A 16430-nucleotide genomic window follows, 5' to 3' on the forward strand; every position below is an offset into this window, starting at 1 on the left:
AGAAATTTGTTTGACTAGCTGATATTAACACTTATTGTATCAGTTATCAAATCGAGTATACTACATTCGACTGAAATTTTTATGGGAGGCTGCACCTGATGTTGGAAAATTCCGACCTTAAGGGTGTCGTCGGCGCGGCGATTACGCCGTTCACCGAGGATTATGAAGTAGATATCGAACAACTGAAACGGCATTGCGATGCCCTGCTTGAAGCTGGGTGTGCCTATACGTCCGTTTTTGGAACAACAGGGGAAGGGCCCTCGTTGTCGGTGCGCCAAAAGCTTGAAGCGCTGCGCAAACTCGCCGACATGGGCGCGGATATGTCACGCCAGATCCCTGGCGTTATGACATCATCACTTGATGACGCTGTTTCCATGTATGTGGAAGCCCACAAGCTGGGATGTCGGGCGGCCCTCATTATTCCACCATTCTACTACCGCAGTGCCGGAGTAGAAGGCGTTGTGGATTATTATGAAGCCCTTGTCAAGAAAGCGGGCAACCCCGGCCTCGACATCGTTCTTTACAATTTCCCGCATTTCAGCGGCATTCCGTTCAGCGTTGAGCAGGTCAAGGCCGTTCAGAAACGCATCGGGTCTCTTGTGGTTGGCATTAAGGACTCCACGGGAGATCTGCCCGGTGGTCTTGAACTGATCAAGGCATTCCCTGAGCTTTCCATTTTCACCGGCAGCGACGCAATTCTGCGCGACATGGTGGAGGCCGGTGGCGCAGGCATGATCGGCGGCATGACAAACCCGTTTGCAAAGGACTGCGTGCAGCTGTATCTTGGTGGCGTTTCGGAAGGCTTCGTGAAACGCGCCACAATGCGTATTGAGACAGTGGACGGAAATGGTGGTCTGAATGTGCTGAAAGCTTTGATGGCCAAGGTTTATGGCAACCCTGCTTTCGCTCGCACCATGCCCCCTATGGAGCCCCTGTCTTCCGACAAGTTGGCAGCCATTGAAGCTGCATTGGCGGAGGCTGAAAAGGCTCTATAGAAACGCCGTGGTGAAAGGAAATTGAAGTGATAGCAGGTCGCGCGATGACAGAACACGCCGATACTTCTCGCAGTGTCAAGGAAACAGCCTATGAACTCTTTCAGGCTGCCCTCTTTGATGGCAAGTTGAAATCCGGTCAGCTTGTTAGCCAGAAGGATCTGGTCAAGCTAATGAATTTGTCGATTGGCGCATTGCGCGAACTGCTACCACGTCTGGAATCGGAAGGTCTTATAACCGTCGTTCCCCAGCGAGGAATCCAGATCACGGCCATTGATCTCCCGATGATACGCGATGCATTCCAGATGCGCGCGGCTCTAGAGCGCGAAGCGGTCATGCATGCGGTCAAGAAGATGCCGGATAGCGTTCTGGAAGAGCAGCGCCAAGCCCATCTCAACATTGTAAAAGCTGTGGAGACCGGGCTTTCCGAGGCCGTTTTGAAACGTGGGCAGCAGATCGACACTGATTTCCACAATATATTGATCCGCCTGACCAACAATGAGATTCTCATTCAGGCCTACAATATCAACGCAATCCGCATCAGGTTGATCCGCCACGATCGAATCAGCTTGACCGAACTGCTGTTGCCTCACACCTTCACCGACCACCTGGCTATTATTGACGCCATCGCCAAGCGCGACACAGCGGCTGCCATTGAGGCGATGGATATTCACATCTCTCATGCTCGACAGAGGGCGACGGAGCTTTAGGTGACTTTACCAATTATCGGGCAAGACGGATCGCTGCTTGCCACAAACCTGCGATGCCAGCATCTCGCGCGCGTGTCAGGGTTGAACAGCCGCCCGCCATTCTTCGGCTGGGCGCTTGAGTGTGCACATTCGGCTCAGAGCCCTTCGCACCAGACAGCATGGCGACTTGTTATCGGCCAATCTGAAAAGAGCGTGCGCGAAGGTGGCGACCTCTTCTGGGATTCGGGCAAATGCGTCGGGGAAGACAATTTCGTTTATGCCGATGAGACACTGATTTTCCCGCCAGACGCCCATCTTTGGTGGAGCGTTCAGGTTTGGGATCAAGACGACAAACCCGGTGCTTTGGCCGAACCGGCAGAGCTATTCACAGGTCTAGCGGAGGATCAGTGGCAGGCTCACTGGATCGGGCGCTATTTCGTGTTGCCTGCCGGACGGGATGTGCCGCAAGACAATCTGTACGACAATCGCTTTCAGGCGCGTCCCGCCGACTATTTGCGCCGCGAGATTGCCCTATCGGACCGCCCCGTGCGGGCAACTGCCTATCTTTCCGCGCTCGGCCTTTATGAATTCTATATCAATGGCGTACGCATCGGCGAAGATGTCATGGCCCCCGGCTGGACGGACTATCACACCCGTGTCGAATACCAGACCCACAATGTGACCGATCAGCTCAACGCCGGCGAAAACTGCCTTGGCGCCATTATCGGTGAAGGCTGGTATTCGGGCCGAATCGGACATAATCAGCGCCGCGCGGGCAACCATTATGGCGGACGCCCTGCTTTTCTGTGCCAGCTTCAACTGGAATATGCAGACGGACGCGTCGAGACGATCATTTCCGACGAACACTGGATGACCCGTCAGGGGCCGATTTGCTATTCCGATTTTCTGGCCGGAGAAATGGTTGACGCCCGATTGGAGCTGGATGACTGGTGTCAGTGCGGCATCGACACGACCTATTGGCAACCGGTGGAAGAAATCATTCCCGAACCGGGTCTGCCACAAATCGATGCGGCGCGCTGCCAACCAGCCCGAGAAGTCGCACGGTTAGAGCCCAAATCCCTGTTTGTTCAAGGCACGCAGACGACCATCTTTGACTTTGGCCAGAATCTGACAGGCTATGTCGAAATGCATGTGGAAGCCCCCGAAGGCACCCGCTTCCTGTTGCGCCATGGCGAGATGCTCGATGCAGAAGGCAGGCTCTATACTGAGAATCTGCGCTATGCCGTATCTGAGGACATTTATATTGCCAGCGGCAAGGGCAACGAGATTTTCCACCCCAAATTCACCTTCCACGGTTTCCAGTATGTGGAACTCACCGTCGAAGGAGAAACCTATGCTCAACCCGAGCTGACCGCAATCGCCATCCAGACGGACACGCCGGTTGTTGGCCAAATGAAAACCGGCCACCCGATGGTCAATCAGCTTTTGTCCAACATCTTCTGGAGCCAGAGAGACAATTTTCTCTCTGTTCCCACAGATTGCCCCCAGCGCGACGAGCGCTATGGCTGGGCGGCGGATGCGCAGGTTTTCTGGCGTACGGCCGGCTATTTCATGGATATCTCGGCCTTTCTGACCAAGTGGATGGAAGATCTGATCGACGGCCAGTCGGATGAGGGTGTCTTCCCCGACGTCGCGCCAACCAAACCGCTCAATCCTTATCGGCTGACGCCGCAGCCGGGCGCACCCGCTTGGGGGGATGCTCCGATCATCATGGGTTGGATGCATTACCAGCGCTATGGCGACAAGGACTTGCTGAATCGCTGCTGGCAGCCTTTCGTCAGCTGGATGGACTATATCGAGCGATGCAACCCCGATGGCATCCGCCGCAATCAGGTTCACAACAACTATGGTGACTGGCTCAGCGTTGGACCGGCGACAGATCGTGAGTTGGTCAACACAGCCTATTGGATCTATATCGCAGACCTGATGGTTGATATCGCGGCGGCACTGGAGCGAGAGGCCGTGCCATGGATCGCACTTGGCACGCGCTTGCGGGCAGCCTTTACAAAAGCCTTTCTGGCAGAAGATGGCCGATTGAAGGGCGACACGCAGACCGCCTACCTTCTCGCCCTTGATTTCGACATCTTACCTGAAGAAGCCAAAGAACGCGCAGCGCAGCGCCTGGTAGAGCTGATCGAGCAGGCTGGCGGACATCTGCAAACCGGCTTTCTGGGCGTGCGGCATCTTTGCCCTGTGCTCAGCGACAATGGCGCAGAGGAACTGGCCGTTTCGCTTCTGCTGAAAGACACATATCCAAGCTGGGGCTTTTCCATCAAGCACGGCGCCACATCCATTTGGGAACGCTGGGACGGCTGGACTGAGGAAAAAGGCTTCCAGAGCAAGGCCATGAACAGCTTCAACCACTATGCTTACGGCTCGGTTGGCGAATGGATCTGGTCGCGCCTTGCCGGCATTGACTGGAATAAAAGCGCGCCCGGCTACCGCTCTGTCGTCATGCGGCCAATTTTCGATAAACGCATCGGATTTGTTGAAGCAACGCACGATGCCCATACCGGCCGTATCACGAGCAACTGGCATTTTGAGGAGAATGAAATTCACTGGGAGGTTGCCCTGCCACCAAGCGTTAGCGCCAAGGTGACACTTCCCGGGGACATGACGTCCGATCTCGGTTCCGAGTTCACGCTGGAACCAGGTCATCATGTCATACGGGCTTACCCGCTATAAATTGAAATCAGCACTATAGATACCTTTCTAGGCCTTGGGGGCAAAGAAAGGGTCTGGGAGGACAATCTATGTATTATATCGGTATTGATGTCGGTTCTGCGAGCGCGCGAACCGGAGTGTATGACGCAACGGGCACCCGTCTTGCCTTTGCGACCCGTGCTATCAAACAGTTTCACCCCAAGGCCAATTTTGTCGAGCAATCATCGGACAATATTTGGTCGATGATTTGTGAAGCCACCAAGGAAGCCGTTGAGAAGGCAGGAATTGACGCCACGAAAGTACGCTCAATCGGCTTTGATGCGACCTGCTCACTGGTTGCGCTTGACAAAAACGGCTCCTCCATTTCGGTCTCCGAAAGTGGAGAAGCCGAGCAAGACATCATCATGTGGATGGACCACCGCTCTGATGTGGAAACCGCTGCAATCAATGCAACCGGCCACGACGCGCTCAAATATGTCGGCGGCGAGGTTTCCATCGAAATGGAGCTGCCCAAGATCTTGTGGCTGAAGACCAATTTCCCGGATCGCTATGATGCCGTCTGGCGTTTTTATGATCTGGCAGATTATCTGGTCTGGCGCTGCACTGAAGTGGATGCAGCCAGCACATGCACATTGACCTGCAAATGGAATTATCTGGCGCACGAAGGGCGTTTCCCCACCGATATGCTTGACGCTGTGGGCCTTGGCGATCTGACAGGCAAAGTCCCGACAGATGTTCTGCCGCTGGGCGATGCCGCTGGTACTTTGTGCAAAGCTGCCGCAGAGCAACTGGGCTTGCCTCAAGGCATTACCATAGCAGCTGGCATCATCGATGCCCATGCTGGCGGTCTGGCTCTCATTGGCGCCAAGCCCGAAGGCGGTCTGGCCCTTATTTCCGGTACGTCCAACTGCCACATGATCGTCAACCAGAATCCAGTCATGGTACCCGGCGTCTGGGGCCCCTATTTTGGCGCCATGCTGCCAGGCTTCTGGCTTGGCGAAGGGGGACAGAGCGCGGCCGGTTCTTTGGTTGAATGGACCATCCACCAGTGCGAGGCATGGCCTCAGCTACAGGAAGAAGCCAAAGCGGCTGACAAGCATCCGATTGCTTTGCTCAACGAGTGGGTCGCCGATCTTGAAGCCCGCGAAGCCAATCCGACCGCTGCCCTTCATGTTCTTGGTGACCATCATGGCAACCGCTCTCCACGCGCCAACCCGCATGCACGCGGTGTCGTCTCCGGCCTGACGCTGGAAACCGGCCGTGACCAGTTGGCCCGGCTCTATCTGGCCACCTTGCAGGCTGTTGCCTATGGCACGCGTCACATCATCGAGGAAATGAGCAAGGCCGGGCATACCATCACGACGCTTTATGTTTGTGGCGGGGCGACCAAAAACCCACTCTGGCTGAGAGAATATGCCAACATCACCGGCCGTGAAATCCAGATGGCCAGTGAAGAGGATGTTGTCACCCTCGGCGCCGCAATCCTAGGTGCTGTGGCATCAGGCGACTTTGAAACTATTCCGACCGCAAGCGCAGCCCTCGTCCAGCCGGGCGACAGCGTCAAGGCCGATCCATCTACTGCCGCTTTCCATGCGGCAAAATATCAAGTCTATCTCAATCTCTATGAAAACCGCGAACATCACAATGCGCTGATGGCTCCGGTCCTTTGATTTGCAATATTCGGGAGTTGAACCATGTTGAAATTGCCTGAACCGGCCGAGCTGATCACAGCTGGCGACAAGGAAATCCTCGTCGTCACCAACGCCGACCTGCGCGAAAGCGCCAACGTGCCTTGCTGGCCTGTTTACCAGAGCTTCTCCGAAGCGCTGGAAAAGGAGCTGAATGCGCAGGGCTACAAAATGAAGCGCGCTCACCCTTATCATGAAGACCGCAAACACGGCTTCATTTCTTCCCAGAAGGAAGGCTCCGAGCTGTTCTCCCGCATCGATCCGGACGCACCGCTGATCGTTCTGCTGACCGCTTGGCAATATTCCCATCACATCGCACCGTCGCTTTCCAAGCATCGCGGTCCGATCCTGTTGATGGCGAACTTCGATGGCACCTGGCCGGGTCTTGTTGGCATGCTCTGCATGGCTGGCACGCTGACCTCTCTTGGAGTTTCCTATTCCCGTCTGTGGTCGGAAAAATGCGAAGATGACTTCTTCAAGCAGGGTCTGGCCAGATGGCTAAAGGACGGCAAGCTTGATCAAGACACCAGCTATCTCAGCGACGTGACAGCCGATCATCCGCTGATGAAGAGCGAAGCCGGACAGGATGGCATCAAGGTTGGTGAATATATCCTCAAGCACAAGGCCATTCTTGGCCTGCATGACACCTTCTGCATGGGCATGATGAACGGCTTCTTCCCTGTGAAGGCCCTCTCCGACATCGGCATGCCGCTTGAATCCCTCTCCCAGTCGGCCCTCCTGGTCGAAATGGAAAAGGTTCCCGCCGAGCTGCGCGAAGCCTGCCTCAAATTCTATGAAGATCGCGGCATGCAGTTCCAGTGGGGCAGCGACAGCGCAACCGAGCTGACCCGAGAACAGGTGCTCGAACAGTGCGCCATGATGATCGCCATGGCACGCATCGTCACCCGCTTCGGTCTCACTGCGGTTGGTGTCCAATATCAGCAGGGTCTCAAGGATTGCTGTGCAGCTTCTGACTTTGCCGAAGGCGCCATCGGCTCCACCGAACGCTTCCCGATCCCGGACGAAGACGGCTCTATCATCTGCGAAGGTAAACCGATCCCGTGCATCAACGAAGTGGATATGGGCACCGCCATTCCACAGGCCATGCTGTTCCGTCTGCTCGATGCCATGGGGCTGCCATCCGAAACGACCCTGCATGATGTCCGCTGGGGCAGCGAATATGAAGGCACTTTCTACTGGGACTTCGAAATTTCCGGCGCTGTTCCGTTCGAGCATATCAAGGGCGGCATCGCTGGCTCCAAAGGCTATCGCCAGCCAGCCATGTTCTTCCCCAAGGGCGGTTCAACCATCGCCGGTCAAGGCAAGGCAGGCACCTTCGTTTGGGCGCGCGCCCATTATGAAGGCACCGATGTCTTCATGCATATCGGCACCGGCATGGCCCATGAACTACCAGAAGCCGAATGGACCCGCCGCAGTCAGGCAACCAACGCCGAATGGCCGCTGATGAACGCCACTCTTGACGGCTTGGGCCGGGATGATCTGATGGCTGGGCACCAGTCCAACCACATCACGATTGCCTATGTGCCGGAAGACAAACTGGCCTATGTTCTGAAGGCCTTTGTCGCCCAAGCCCTGACGCAAGGCATCAAGGTGAAGATCGCAGGCACTGCCAAAGACATGCTCTGATCGGTCAGATATTGCATAATCAAACAAAGCGGGAGACGTGGTCGGCACGTCTCCCGTTTTTTTGAAAGAACGAGTGCAAAACGCAATGAAGCCTTTGAAAAGGAGCTGACAACATGGCACCATTGATCTGCTAATCTTATGTAAAATCAATGGAAAATGGACTTTTATGTACTGCTTACCTCTGGTCAAATCCGGTAGCCTTGTGCTTGTTCTTTTGGCATCCTTCGTAACGGGTGCGCAGTCCGGCGCACTTGATCAGGGTGCACAGCTCTATGCAGACCGGTGCGCCAATTGTCATGGAGAACGAGGAGAGAAAAAGGCTCTGGGCCGGAGCCGCAAGTTAACCGATATGACAGCCGCCCAGATAGAAGAGACTTTGCAGCCCTATCAGTTGGGCTTACCTGCCAAGACTATGAAGGAGCGGATGAAGTCTGGACTGACAGGTGAGCAGATCGAAGCGCTGGCTGCATATGCGACTCAAAGGGAGCCCTAAGGCTCCCTCGTTTTGAGGCTTATAAGAGCCTTTGGACTTTCTGCTCCAGCTGTTCTCTGGTCAGCGGACCATAAATGACTTCTTGCAGAACACCCTTTCGATCAATCAAAAAGGATGTCGGTGCGGCCTGCACACCATATCGGGTAGAGGCAATCTTTAGCTGATCGGACAGCAGCGGATAGCTGACCTTGAGTCTTCGGTTGATATTTCTGATCACCTCAGGGCTCTGCCCGAAATTGACAGCAAAGACAGAGAAATCCTGATCCCCGATTGCGTGGTAGGCTTCATCAATAGCGGGCATCTCGGCCAGACAGGGGCCACAGCCTGCCCACCAGAAATTCACGAAAACCACCTTGCCTTCCAGAGAGGCCAGAGCCACCGGCTCTCCATCTGGTGTCATGGCTGAAATAGCGGGTGCGGGCGCGCCCACGCGCACAGGCTCGTTATCCTGACATCCCGCCAAAACCAGCAAACTCAACAATAATGCGGAAATGATGCGTGTCATGGTGATCTCAGCTCTCCAGATGCCCATGGCGCAGACGGATAGTCCTGTCGGCCATGGCTCCTATTTCAGGGTTATGGGTGACCAGCGCAATGGTTCGGCCATCCTTGTTGAGACGTTTGAAAAGATCGATAATCAACGCTTCGTTTTCTTCATCAAGGTTCCCCGTCGGCTCATCAGCAAAAATGATGGCGGGCTCGTTGACCAGAGCGCGCGCCACACAGACCCTTTGCTGCTCGCCGCCGGAAAGTTGCGAGGGCAGATGACTGGCGCGGCCGCCCAAGCCCACGGATTCCAAAATTGCCTGTGCCTCCCCCGCATCGGCGATGCTGTGATAATGCTGTGCCAGCATGACATTCTCTAGTGCGCTGAGATAGGGGATCAGATGGAATTGCTGGAAGACAAGGCCGATTTTCTCGCGTCGTACCACGGCGCGGTCTGCCTCGGACATGTCCGAGACATTGGTACCATCCAGCAGATAACGCCCTGCGGTGGGAACATCGAGGCAGGAAAGAATATTGAGCAGCGTCGTTTTGCCCGAACCGGACGGCCCCATGATGGAAACGAATTCGCCCTTGGAGATGGAGATATCGATCTGATCGAGCGCCTTCACGGTGTTGAAATGCTTGCTGAGCCCCTCGGTCTTGATGACGTGATCCTCCTGGACAGCAAAGTGCCCCGCGGAGGCCGTGGCAGGGGTCGTGTCTGACATCTGATCCATATTACTCTCCTTTGAGAACCAGCGCCGGTAGAATGCGCACCGCGCGCCTGATCGGAATAATCGCCGCGATCATGGCGGCTATTAGTGAGACCCCTAAAGTCAGTGGAATCACGATAAAGCGGACGGAAACCCAAGCGTTGAAAACGGTCTGCCCGAGAATCTGGGCAACGCCAAAGCCGAGCACCAGCCCCAGCATCACACCGATTAGCGCGATGAGCAGAGTTTCGGTAACGAACTGTTTGATAATGGCGCCATCATCAGCGCCAAGAGCCTTCTGCAGGCCGATCTCGCGATTGCGTTCGACCACCATCGCCGACAAGATGGCATTGACGCACAGGCTGGTGATGATCAGAATGATCCCGGCGACCAGTGCCATGAAGCCTTGAATCTTGTCCAGAATTTTACCATCGGACTGAGCGATCTTGCGGATCGGCTTGGCTTCCAGTTGTGGATGTGCCTGATTGATCTTTGTTGCCAGATCTTCGGCGCCCTTCCCTGTTGTCACGATGCTGAGCATCGCCAGATCAATGGTGTCAGGGCGATCCAGAAGGGCGCGTGCCACTGGCAAATTGACCAGTATCTGATTGTCCTGCGCTTCCCCTGTTTCTATAATACCCTTGACGCGCAGTGTAATCTGCTTGCCGCTGTCCCGACCGATCAGATCGAAACTGCTGCCTACGTCAAGTTCCATGGTGTCGGCCAACGTGCGTCCTATCATGGCGTTGCGATCGTCAAAGTCCACATTGATCCAGCTGCCTTCGAGTTGCCAGTTGGGATAGATCTTTTGCAATCCCTTGAAATTGACACCCGCCAGCACCGCATCACCAAGCTTCAGTTTGACAATGCCATAAAGAAACGGGCTGGCGCCGGTCAGTCTATCCGCATCGATGGAAGACAAGACGGCCTGATAGTCAGCTTCCGCGATGTGAGGCGGGTTGGCTTGATCGCTGGGACCGAGAAAGAAATTGGCCCCATAGGCGCGCAATTCATGGCTCATCTTTTCGGAGACATCGAAATAGAGGCTCGTGAGGGCGGTCACTACCGTAGCGCCAACCATGATAGAGGCAATGGCAACCAGCACCCTGCCCTTGCTCACAGCCAGCGATTTGAGCAGCATCAGCAGGCCAAATCCCAGCTTCGTCTTTTTATTTGCGGCCATAAAGCACCTCCACCGGCATCAGCCGGGCAATGGAACGAGACGGCACGATAGAGCCGACAAAGGCAATGGCAATTGACACCAGCAGCACCACGGGAATGATGATCGGATGGAACGCGAGGGCCGAGCCGAAGACCGTCCAGCCGACGATCTGCGACAAGCCAGACCCGAGCATGAGACCGAGCAGCCCCCCGATGAGCCCGATAAGCATCGCCTCGGATTGGAACAGGAGGAGGATTTGCCATTTCGCGGCTCCCAGTGCCTTCAACAGCCCAATCTCTGCGGCGCGTTCCATGACAGAGGTGTTGATGAGCGAGGAGACGCCCATCGCCGAGGAGACGAAGGCTGCCAGCGTGACCACAAGCATCAGCACCTGCAGTTTGCCAATGATTGCCCCTTCGGCATTGGCCACCTGCCAGACCGGATTGGCCGATGCATCAGGCAACGCCTCGTTGAGCTGGTGGGCAATGGAACTGACAAAGGCGCTGCAGTACCACACGTCATATTCAGAGCTAGACAGGGAATCCGGATCACGTTGTGCTTTGCGCGAGAGATTATTCTCCGGAATGGTCAAAGCGCTGACACTCACCCTCTGCACCTTGCCCTCAAGACCGGCAAAGCCTTGAACCACCGATAGTGGAGCAAGGATGGCGTCATCCTCTGTCTCGCCGGTTGACAGGATGCCTGTCACCGTCACGGTCAGTGGACCTGCGGATTCTTCATCCCTCTCAGCTGCGACCAGAGGCAGTTCATTACCGACCGCAAGATCCAGTCTTCTCGCCAGAGACTTGCCGACCAGAACCTCGTTTGCCGACTCGTCGTCAGGCCATGCACCGCTCACGTCCCAATAAGGGTGGGTCAGGGTCGCTCCGGTGCGATAGAGCTCGTCACTGGGTAGCGGAAAAGACTTGTCGAAATAGGTGCCGATCAATGGCAGGCGTGTGTCTTGGCCTTTAAGTTCTACCGGCACTTGCAAAAAGGGCGTGAAGCCGACGATATTGTTGCTCCAGAAAATATCCTTGATATTGGCTAGGTTCTTCTCCCGCAAATAGTCGCGGCCCTTGAGCGGATTGAAATCAATGCCGCCAATCTTGAGCGGAATGGATTCACTCTTGGGCACGATGGAAATATTGGAGCCGTAAGCCTTCAATTCCTTTGCCATCTTGTCGCCGACATCGACGGACAGATCCAAAAGGGTGGTAATCAGGCTGGCCGCAAGCGCAACGGTCATGATCGCTATGACCTTGCGTCTGCGCGCTTCGAGAAAAGATCGACGGATCATTCTGAAAAACATGGTGGTGTCCTCACAGCGTCACGCGACCCTGAGCGGGTCGAACTTGGGCTTTAAGGGATGCGGCATAGCTTTCGGGGGCTTCGCGAAATGTCTCGTAGGACTCCTTGGAGCCGAAGAAGAATGTCTTGCCCTTGAAATCATACTGGTAAGGCGCTTCAAGATTGATGAGCTTTTCCTTGGTGACGGGGTCGATGACCTCGATGGCGACCACTTCGGAGAAATAGCGCGCCCCGTGTTCCAGCTCGGATGCGGCGATGACGATGTCGCCCTGGTCTTCGCGATGTTGAAGCGGGATCGGATTGCAGCCTCCGGCCTTGCCGATGGATGGGATGAAGATGCGCACATTGCAGGCGACGCAAATGACGTCATTGCCCTTCTGGATATAACCCGCATCACCGCAGATCATGCAGGCGTCATAGACCACACCGATCTTTACATGCTGCTCGTCATAACGGTTGATCAGGAAGAAGCGCACCCGGTGGCCATCCTCGGCAATATAGGCATAGCGATGAAGGTTGCCGTCTTTGACCGCGTCAATGGCTATGTGGATTTCGCCCTGTTCATCGGGCACGGCATCCGCTGCGGCGGATAGAGTGGGCGGGCGCGAGGCGTAGAGATCCTGATAGATCAGACTGACGAAGCTAAACACGATAAGGGCAAGGCTACCTGCCAGCCACCGCAGCGCATTCAACCGCGCAGCCCTGTATTTGCGACAATCTGCCCTTGTCAGATCGGCTTTTGTTGTAGCGGTCGAGGTCTGGGGCCTTTTGGTGCCGGATAGCAAAAAGCCGACAGACAGAATGAAAAGCAGGGCAAGCAGCAGATAGGATTTGAACTGCGCGTAATTGGTCACCTTGGCGACAACGGAGACGCGCGCCGATGTGACGCCCAGAAGACCCATCTGCATGGCCCCAAGCAACGCCTCGCACAGCCAGATGATAGCAAACGCAAGGATGGAAACACAAAGAACCATAAAGACAAGCCGTCTTGAACGGCTGCCGATATGCGCGATGACGATGGGCAAGAAAATCATCAGGGCTGAGGCAACAACAACCGCAGCGCTGTTAAGAAAGAGTTCCGTGTTGAGCACAGACGTTGCCGTAAAGCTCTGATCTGCAAGCAGAACGCGCACGTCAAATGCGCCTTGCAGGGCAAGCATTGCGATCACATAGCGGATACCGAGCCGGACGAGCAAGGTCGGGCCAGTATCTGTGCTCTTATCTGGCCGCTTGTTTGCCCCCTTGGCCGAGGGCATAAGCAATAGCAGGCCGCTCACCAGCAAGGCGCTTACGCTCAAAAGCCTTAAAAGGGTGCGCACGCGTGGCTCGATCCCAATGGAAGCGGCGAGGCCATAAATCAGATAACCGGCCACAATAAGCAGGGCAGCAACCCAAAGGCTGCCCAATTGCTCCCGCTTACGCGAAGTTGGCTCCAGCAGCGAGAAAATCAGCGCTGCGAATACCGCAAGCGGCAGGAAGGCCTGAATGATGCTGACGAAATAGAGGGACATAATGCGTCGTGCCTTTGGACCTTTTGGATTGATCCGTTTGCCAATCCGTTGGCAATTGAGAAGAGAAACACCGGGTGTTCCTCTTCTTGATTGTTGGGTGATGACCGCTTCATTGAAGGGTCAACGATCTTGAGGGATCAGACGCCTATTTGAGAGGAACGAAATTGAACTCGTAATCCGCATCAAATGGCTGGAACCATTTGCCAACGCCGCTGTCTTCATCGGTGTGACGACCAAAGCCCTGACGGGATGGCGCGTCGATATGGAAGGTCAGCTTGTAGTTGCCTGCACCGGCCATCTTGACGTTGGAACCATAGTGCGGACCATCGATGGCGACCATCGGCATCAGGTTACCGGTCAATACCTTGCCGGTGTCTTCATTCTCAAGGCGGTAGGAAACCGTGAGGTAAGGCACCCATTCGCCGGCACCGAAGCCGTTCTCATTGCCTTTGGCAGCGTGGATGTCGGCTTCAAGATGAACGTCAGCCTGAGAGGCCGGCAGATCAATGCCGCGCGGTTCCATGTCGATCGGATTGAGATAAACAGCGGCGACTTCAAGCGTGTTGACTTCAACTGCTTCGCCAATCGGAAATTCCTTGAATTCAGCTTTGGCCGGAAGGGCTGCAAGCATGGTAATCACGGCTGCAGAAGCGAGAAGAGATGTCTTTTTCATAATCTTTCCTTTGGGTTCTTCGTTGGGTTCGGTTGGTTCAAAGTCAGAACAGACAGACGCCCCGAGGGGACGGTCTTTGCGCTCTGGTCCGTGCCGAAGGAAAATTCCAACGAGCAGCGCGGGTTGATTGGTTACAGTTTGGCCAGCTGTGCGACTGGTCAGGCCGCAAAGCTGGATCGGGTTTCTTGGTTTTCTCCCTAAGCGGTTAGATCCTTTGGCGGTTTGCGCGTCATCACGACCCATAGGCCGATGATGGCAGCCACCAACAGGACGGCTTGCGGTAGGGCTGTCTGCCAATAGGGGTAGATGCCCATGAGAGAAAATTCGGGAAGCCAGGACACGAGGGTCGGCTCGATGATCTTGCCTTCGACCAGCTCCATGATGCCCTTGCCCGTGAAGACGAAGGCCATGTAGTAGAGCAAGGCTCCGGTGAAGACAAAGAAGGGTTTGATCGCCAGACGCTGAGCACCAAAGCGGAAGGCGAAATACAGAACGCCAAGCAGCAGGCAGCCAAGCACGAAGCCGGCGATGATGGCAGGAATGCCAACCGCGTCACTCGCATCAAGCGCCAGCGCCTGATAGAAGAGCACGGTTTCTGCGCCCTCGCGATAGACCGCAAGGAAGCTGGCAAACCAGAGAGCTTTCATCGAGCCACTCTCGATGGAGCGATCAACAGTGCCCTTGATATACTGCATCCAGCGTTCGGCCTCTGCTTTGGAAAGGAGCCAGTAGCTCATGAAGAAGAGCACAAGGGCGGCCAGCAGCATGGTTGCCCCTTCAAGCAGTTCCTGCTTGTCGGCAGTGACATGGAAAACCAGTTTGAACAGGATAGCAGTCACAACGCTGAGCCCCAGGGCCACGGCAACGCTGTTGACGATGACGCCAAGCTTGTCACGATTGCCCGTCTTGATGAGGTAGGTCGCAATAGCCGTGACCACCAGCATGGCCTCGAAGCCTTCACGCAGAATGATGATCAACGAGTAGATGAACAGCGCCCACGGGCTGTCGCTGTCGGTCGAGAAGAGCCCGACTGCCGTGTCCAGATCGGTTCTCATTGCTTCGATTTCGGCTGTCAGCTCTGATTTGGAAGCCCCCGCTTTGATCAGGGCTGTCAGTTTGCTGAAATGGCCTTCCAAAGTGGTCTTGAGGCCAGCATCGCGAGCGCCGACAATCGTCTCCATGCCGGAGTCTTCAAAAATATCGAAATAGCTGTTCTGTATAGTCGCAGTCGCAGTGGCTTGATCTCCGGCCTCATAAAGCGAGGCGGCCTTGTTCACTGCGGCGATCACCTGATCGGCAACAGATGCCCAGTCACCTTCTATCTGCTCAGGTGCGGCGGCCGGATCTTCCACCATCTTGCTGCCATTGACGACAGGCAGGCCGGGCAAGACATCAGCGATATCATCATGCAGCACCGCAGCCGAGGCGCGCACCATGCGCGCAGGTTTACCATCCTTGACCAGTTCCATGATGCGGGTGAACTCGGCGTTGAAGGCGATATCCTGTGATTGACTGACATAGCGCCGCACCACCGTTTCCAGCAGACTGTTCTTGTAGCCTTCCCAATGCGCCTTGCGGATCAGCTCTTCTGCGGCCTGTTCATCCCCGCTCTGATAGGTGTCAGAGGCCTGTTGCAGGATAGAAAGGATGGTGTCATTGACATCTACCCAGAACGGGTCAGACACTTCTTCTGGTTTCCCTTGCGCGGAGGCCTCTGCGGCCTTGACCGCATCGGATACTTCGGCCCTGATGACAACGCCATCTTCCAGCGCAGGTAACGTCTTCCAGATGGCCGCGATCTGCTGATCAATCCGGCTGCTCACTGTTGCGACCGCCTCTCCATTCATGATCAGCTTGCGGATATCGCCGAATTCCGCTTCCAGTTCGTTGCTTCTCGCTGCGGAAATGTTGATACGGATGGGACCTTCAAGATTTTCAAACAACTCGAAATAGGCCTTTTGCACCGTTGTTTTGGCAAGATCCGCCTGTCCCTGCTGATATTCGCTTTCGGCCTGCCTCAGTACGGTTTCAATGCGCTGCATAAGGCTTTGATAGTCAGGGCCTTCATCAGCCCATGCAGGCAGCAGCATGGCCCATGCAACAAAAAGAATAGCGGCGGCTTTGAGGGCATTTCGCATTTTTATCAGTTCCGATTACCTGGATTGGGTACTCGTTTGCGAAATCAGATGGGGGCAATCTGAAGGGCTCAAAGGGAGAAGCCGGACAAGACAAAATTGGTAACGCAAATGAGTATCATTCTTAACTTCACGGTAACGTGATATTGTTGAGCTGAAAACTCAGCTTAAACAACATGTGCTATTTTGTCGCACCGCATTGACAAAAAGCCGCATCACTTTATGTATTTTTGCCTATTTTTGGC

At 55.2% G+C, this 16430-nt stretch carries 13 protein-coding genes; 6 read left to right on the forward strand and 7 right to left on the reverse strand.

The window, feature by feature from the left end; all coding sequences use genetic code 11:
* Positions 1–98 precede the first annotated feature (98 nt).
* The 6 genes from ACKPCT_RS14835 (at position 99) to ACKPCT_RS14860 (ending at position 8194) form a co-directional block, all read left to right on the forward strand.
* Entirely contained in the window at positions 99–995 is an 897-nt protein-coding gene (locus ACKPCT_RS14835) for a dihydrodipicolinate synthase family protein (protein ID WP_319567288.1), read from the forward strand.
* Between the two features lie 26 nt (positions 996–1021).
* Entirely contained in the window at positions 1022–1702 is a 681-nt protein-coding gene (locus tag ACKPCT_RS14840; RefSeq protein ID WP_244544599.1) for a GntR family transcriptional regulator, read from the forward strand.
* The gene (locus ACKPCT_RS14845; RefSeq protein ID WP_319567289.1) at positions 1703–4387 is read left to right on the forward strand and encodes a family 78 glycoside hydrolase catalytic domain; all 2685 of its coding nucleotides are present in this window, start codon (positions 1703–1705) and stop codon (positions 4385–4387) included.
* A gap of 68 nt (positions 4388–4455) precedes the next feature.
* Positions 4456–6036, forward strand: coding sequence for an FGGY-family carbohydrate kinase (locus ACKPCT_RS14850; RefSeq protein WP_319567290.1), 1581 nt, complete (start codon positions 4456–4458; stop codon positions 6034–6036).
* Between the two features lie 24 nt (positions 6037–6060).
* On the forward strand, positions 6061–7701 hold the full coding sequence (locus ACKPCT_RS14855; protein ID WP_319567291.1) for a signal transduction protein: 1641 nt from the start codon (positions 6061–6063) through the stop codon (positions 7699–7701).
* A gap of 166 nt (positions 7702–7867) precedes the next feature.
* Positions 7868–8194, forward strand: coding sequence for a c-type cytochrome (locus ACKPCT_RS14860; protein WP_090069653.1), 327 nt, complete (start codon positions 7868–7870; stop codon positions 8192–8194).
* 19 nt (positions 8195–8213) lie between these two features.
* Here the strand turns inward: ACKPCT_RS14860 and ACKPCT_RS14865 are convergent, their stop codons facing one another.
* The 7 genes from ACKPCT_RS14865 to ACKPCT_RS14895 all read right to left on the reverse strand — a co-directional run bounded on the left by ACKPCT_RS14865 (position 8214) and on the right by ACKPCT_RS14895 (position 16188).
* Entirely contained in the window at positions 8214–8699 is a 486-nt protein-coding gene (locus tag ACKPCT_RS14865) for a TlpA family protein disulfide reductase (RefSeq protein WP_175527926.1), read from the reverse strand.
* Positions 8700–8706: 7 nt separating this feature from the next.
* Entirely contained in the window at positions 8707–9417 is a 711-nt protein-coding gene (locus ACKPCT_RS14870) for an ABC transporter ATP-binding protein (protein ID WP_244544598.1), read from the reverse strand.
* A gap of 1 nt (position 9418) precedes the next feature.
* The gene (locus ACKPCT_RS14875; protein ID WP_090069649.1) at positions 9419–10576 is read right to left on the reverse strand and encodes an ABC transporter permease; all 1158 of its coding nucleotides are present in this window, start codon (positions 10574–10576) and stop codon (positions 9419–9421) included.
* The gene (locus ACKPCT_RS14880; RefSeq protein ID WP_319567292.1) at positions 10563–11867 is read right to left on the reverse strand and encodes an ABC transporter permease; all 1305 of its coding nucleotides are present in this window, start codon (positions 11865–11867) and stop codon (positions 10563–10565) included. The genes ACKPCT_RS14875 and ACKPCT_RS14880 overlap by 14 nt, the downstream gene beginning before the upstream one ends.
* 10 nt (positions 11868–11877) lie before the next feature.
* A complete protein-coding gene (locus ACKPCT_RS14885) occupies positions 11878–13377 on the reverse strand; it encodes a Fe-S-containing protein (RefSeq protein ID WP_319567293.1) in 1500 nt (499 codons plus the stop codon).
* A gap of 145 nt (positions 13378–13522) precedes the next feature.
* Entirely contained in the window at positions 13523–14050 is a 528-nt protein-coding gene (locus ACKPCT_RS14890; RefSeq protein ID WP_090069641.1) for an iron transporter, read from the reverse strand.
* Between the two features lie 197 nt (positions 14051–14247).
* Positions 14248–16188, reverse strand: a complete 1941-nt coding sequence (locus ACKPCT_RS14895; protein ID WP_319567294.1) for an FTR1 family iron permease — start codon at positions 16186–16188, stop codon at positions 14248–14250.
* Positions 16189–16430 lie beyond the last annotated feature (242 nt).

The organism is Cohaesibacter marisflavi (assembly GCF_963665895.2).
Lineage (GTDB): Bacteria > Pseudomonadota > Alphaproteobacteria > Rhizobiales > Cohaesibacteraceae > Cohaesibacter > Cohaesibacter marisflavi.

What these genes read in the sequence shown, in the direction of transcription:
- ACKPCT_RS14880 (WP_319567292.1), bottom strand. Translation starts at nt 11,867, where the DNA reads ATGTTTTTCAGAATGATCCGTCGATCTTTTCTCGAAGCGCGCAGACGC.
- ACKPCT_RS14885 (WP_319567293.1), bottom strand. Translation starts at nt 13,377, where the DNA reads ATGTCCCTCTATTTCGTCAGCATCATTCAGGCCTTCCTGCCGCTTGCG.
- ACKPCT_RS14875 (WP_090069649.1), bottom strand. Translation starts at nt 10,576, where the DNA reads ATGGCCGCAAATAAAAAGACGAAGCTGGGATTTGGCCTGCTGATGCTG.
- ACKPCT_RS14855 (WP_319567291.1), top strand. Translation starts at nt 6,061, where the DNA reads ATGTTGAAATTGCCTGAACCGGCCGAGCTGATCACAGCTGGCGACAAG.
- ACKPCT_RS14870 (WP_244544598.1), bottom strand. Translation starts at nt 9,417, where the DNA reads ATGGATCAGATGTCAGACACGACCCCTGCCACGGCCTCCGCGGGGCAC.
- ACKPCT_RS14895 (WP_319567294.1), bottom strand. Translation starts at nt 16,188, where the DNA reads ATGCGAAATGCCCTCAAAGCCGCCGCTATTCTTTTTGTTGCATGGGCC.
- ACKPCT_RS14860 (WP_090069653.1), top strand. Translation starts at nt 7,868, where the DNA reads ATGTACTGCTTACCTCTGGTCAAATCCGGTAGCCTTGTGCTTGTTCTT.
- ACKPCT_RS14865 (WP_175527926.1), bottom strand. Translation starts at nt 8,699, where the DNA reads ATGACACGCATCATTTCCGCATTATTGTTGAGTTTGCTGGTTTTGGCG.
- ACKPCT_RS14850 (WP_319567290.1), top strand. Translation starts at nt 4,456, where the DNA reads ATGTATTATATCGGTATTGATGTCGGTTCTGCGAGCGCGCGAACCGGA.
- ACKPCT_RS14835 (WP_319567288.1), top strand. Translation starts at nt 99, where the DNA reads ATGTTGGAAAATTCCGACCTTAAGGGTGTCGTCGGCGCGGCGATTACG.
- ACKPCT_RS14890 (WP_090069641.1), bottom strand. Translation starts at nt 14,050, where the DNA reads ATGAAAAAGACATCTCTTCTCGCTTCTGCAGCCGTGATTACCATGCTT.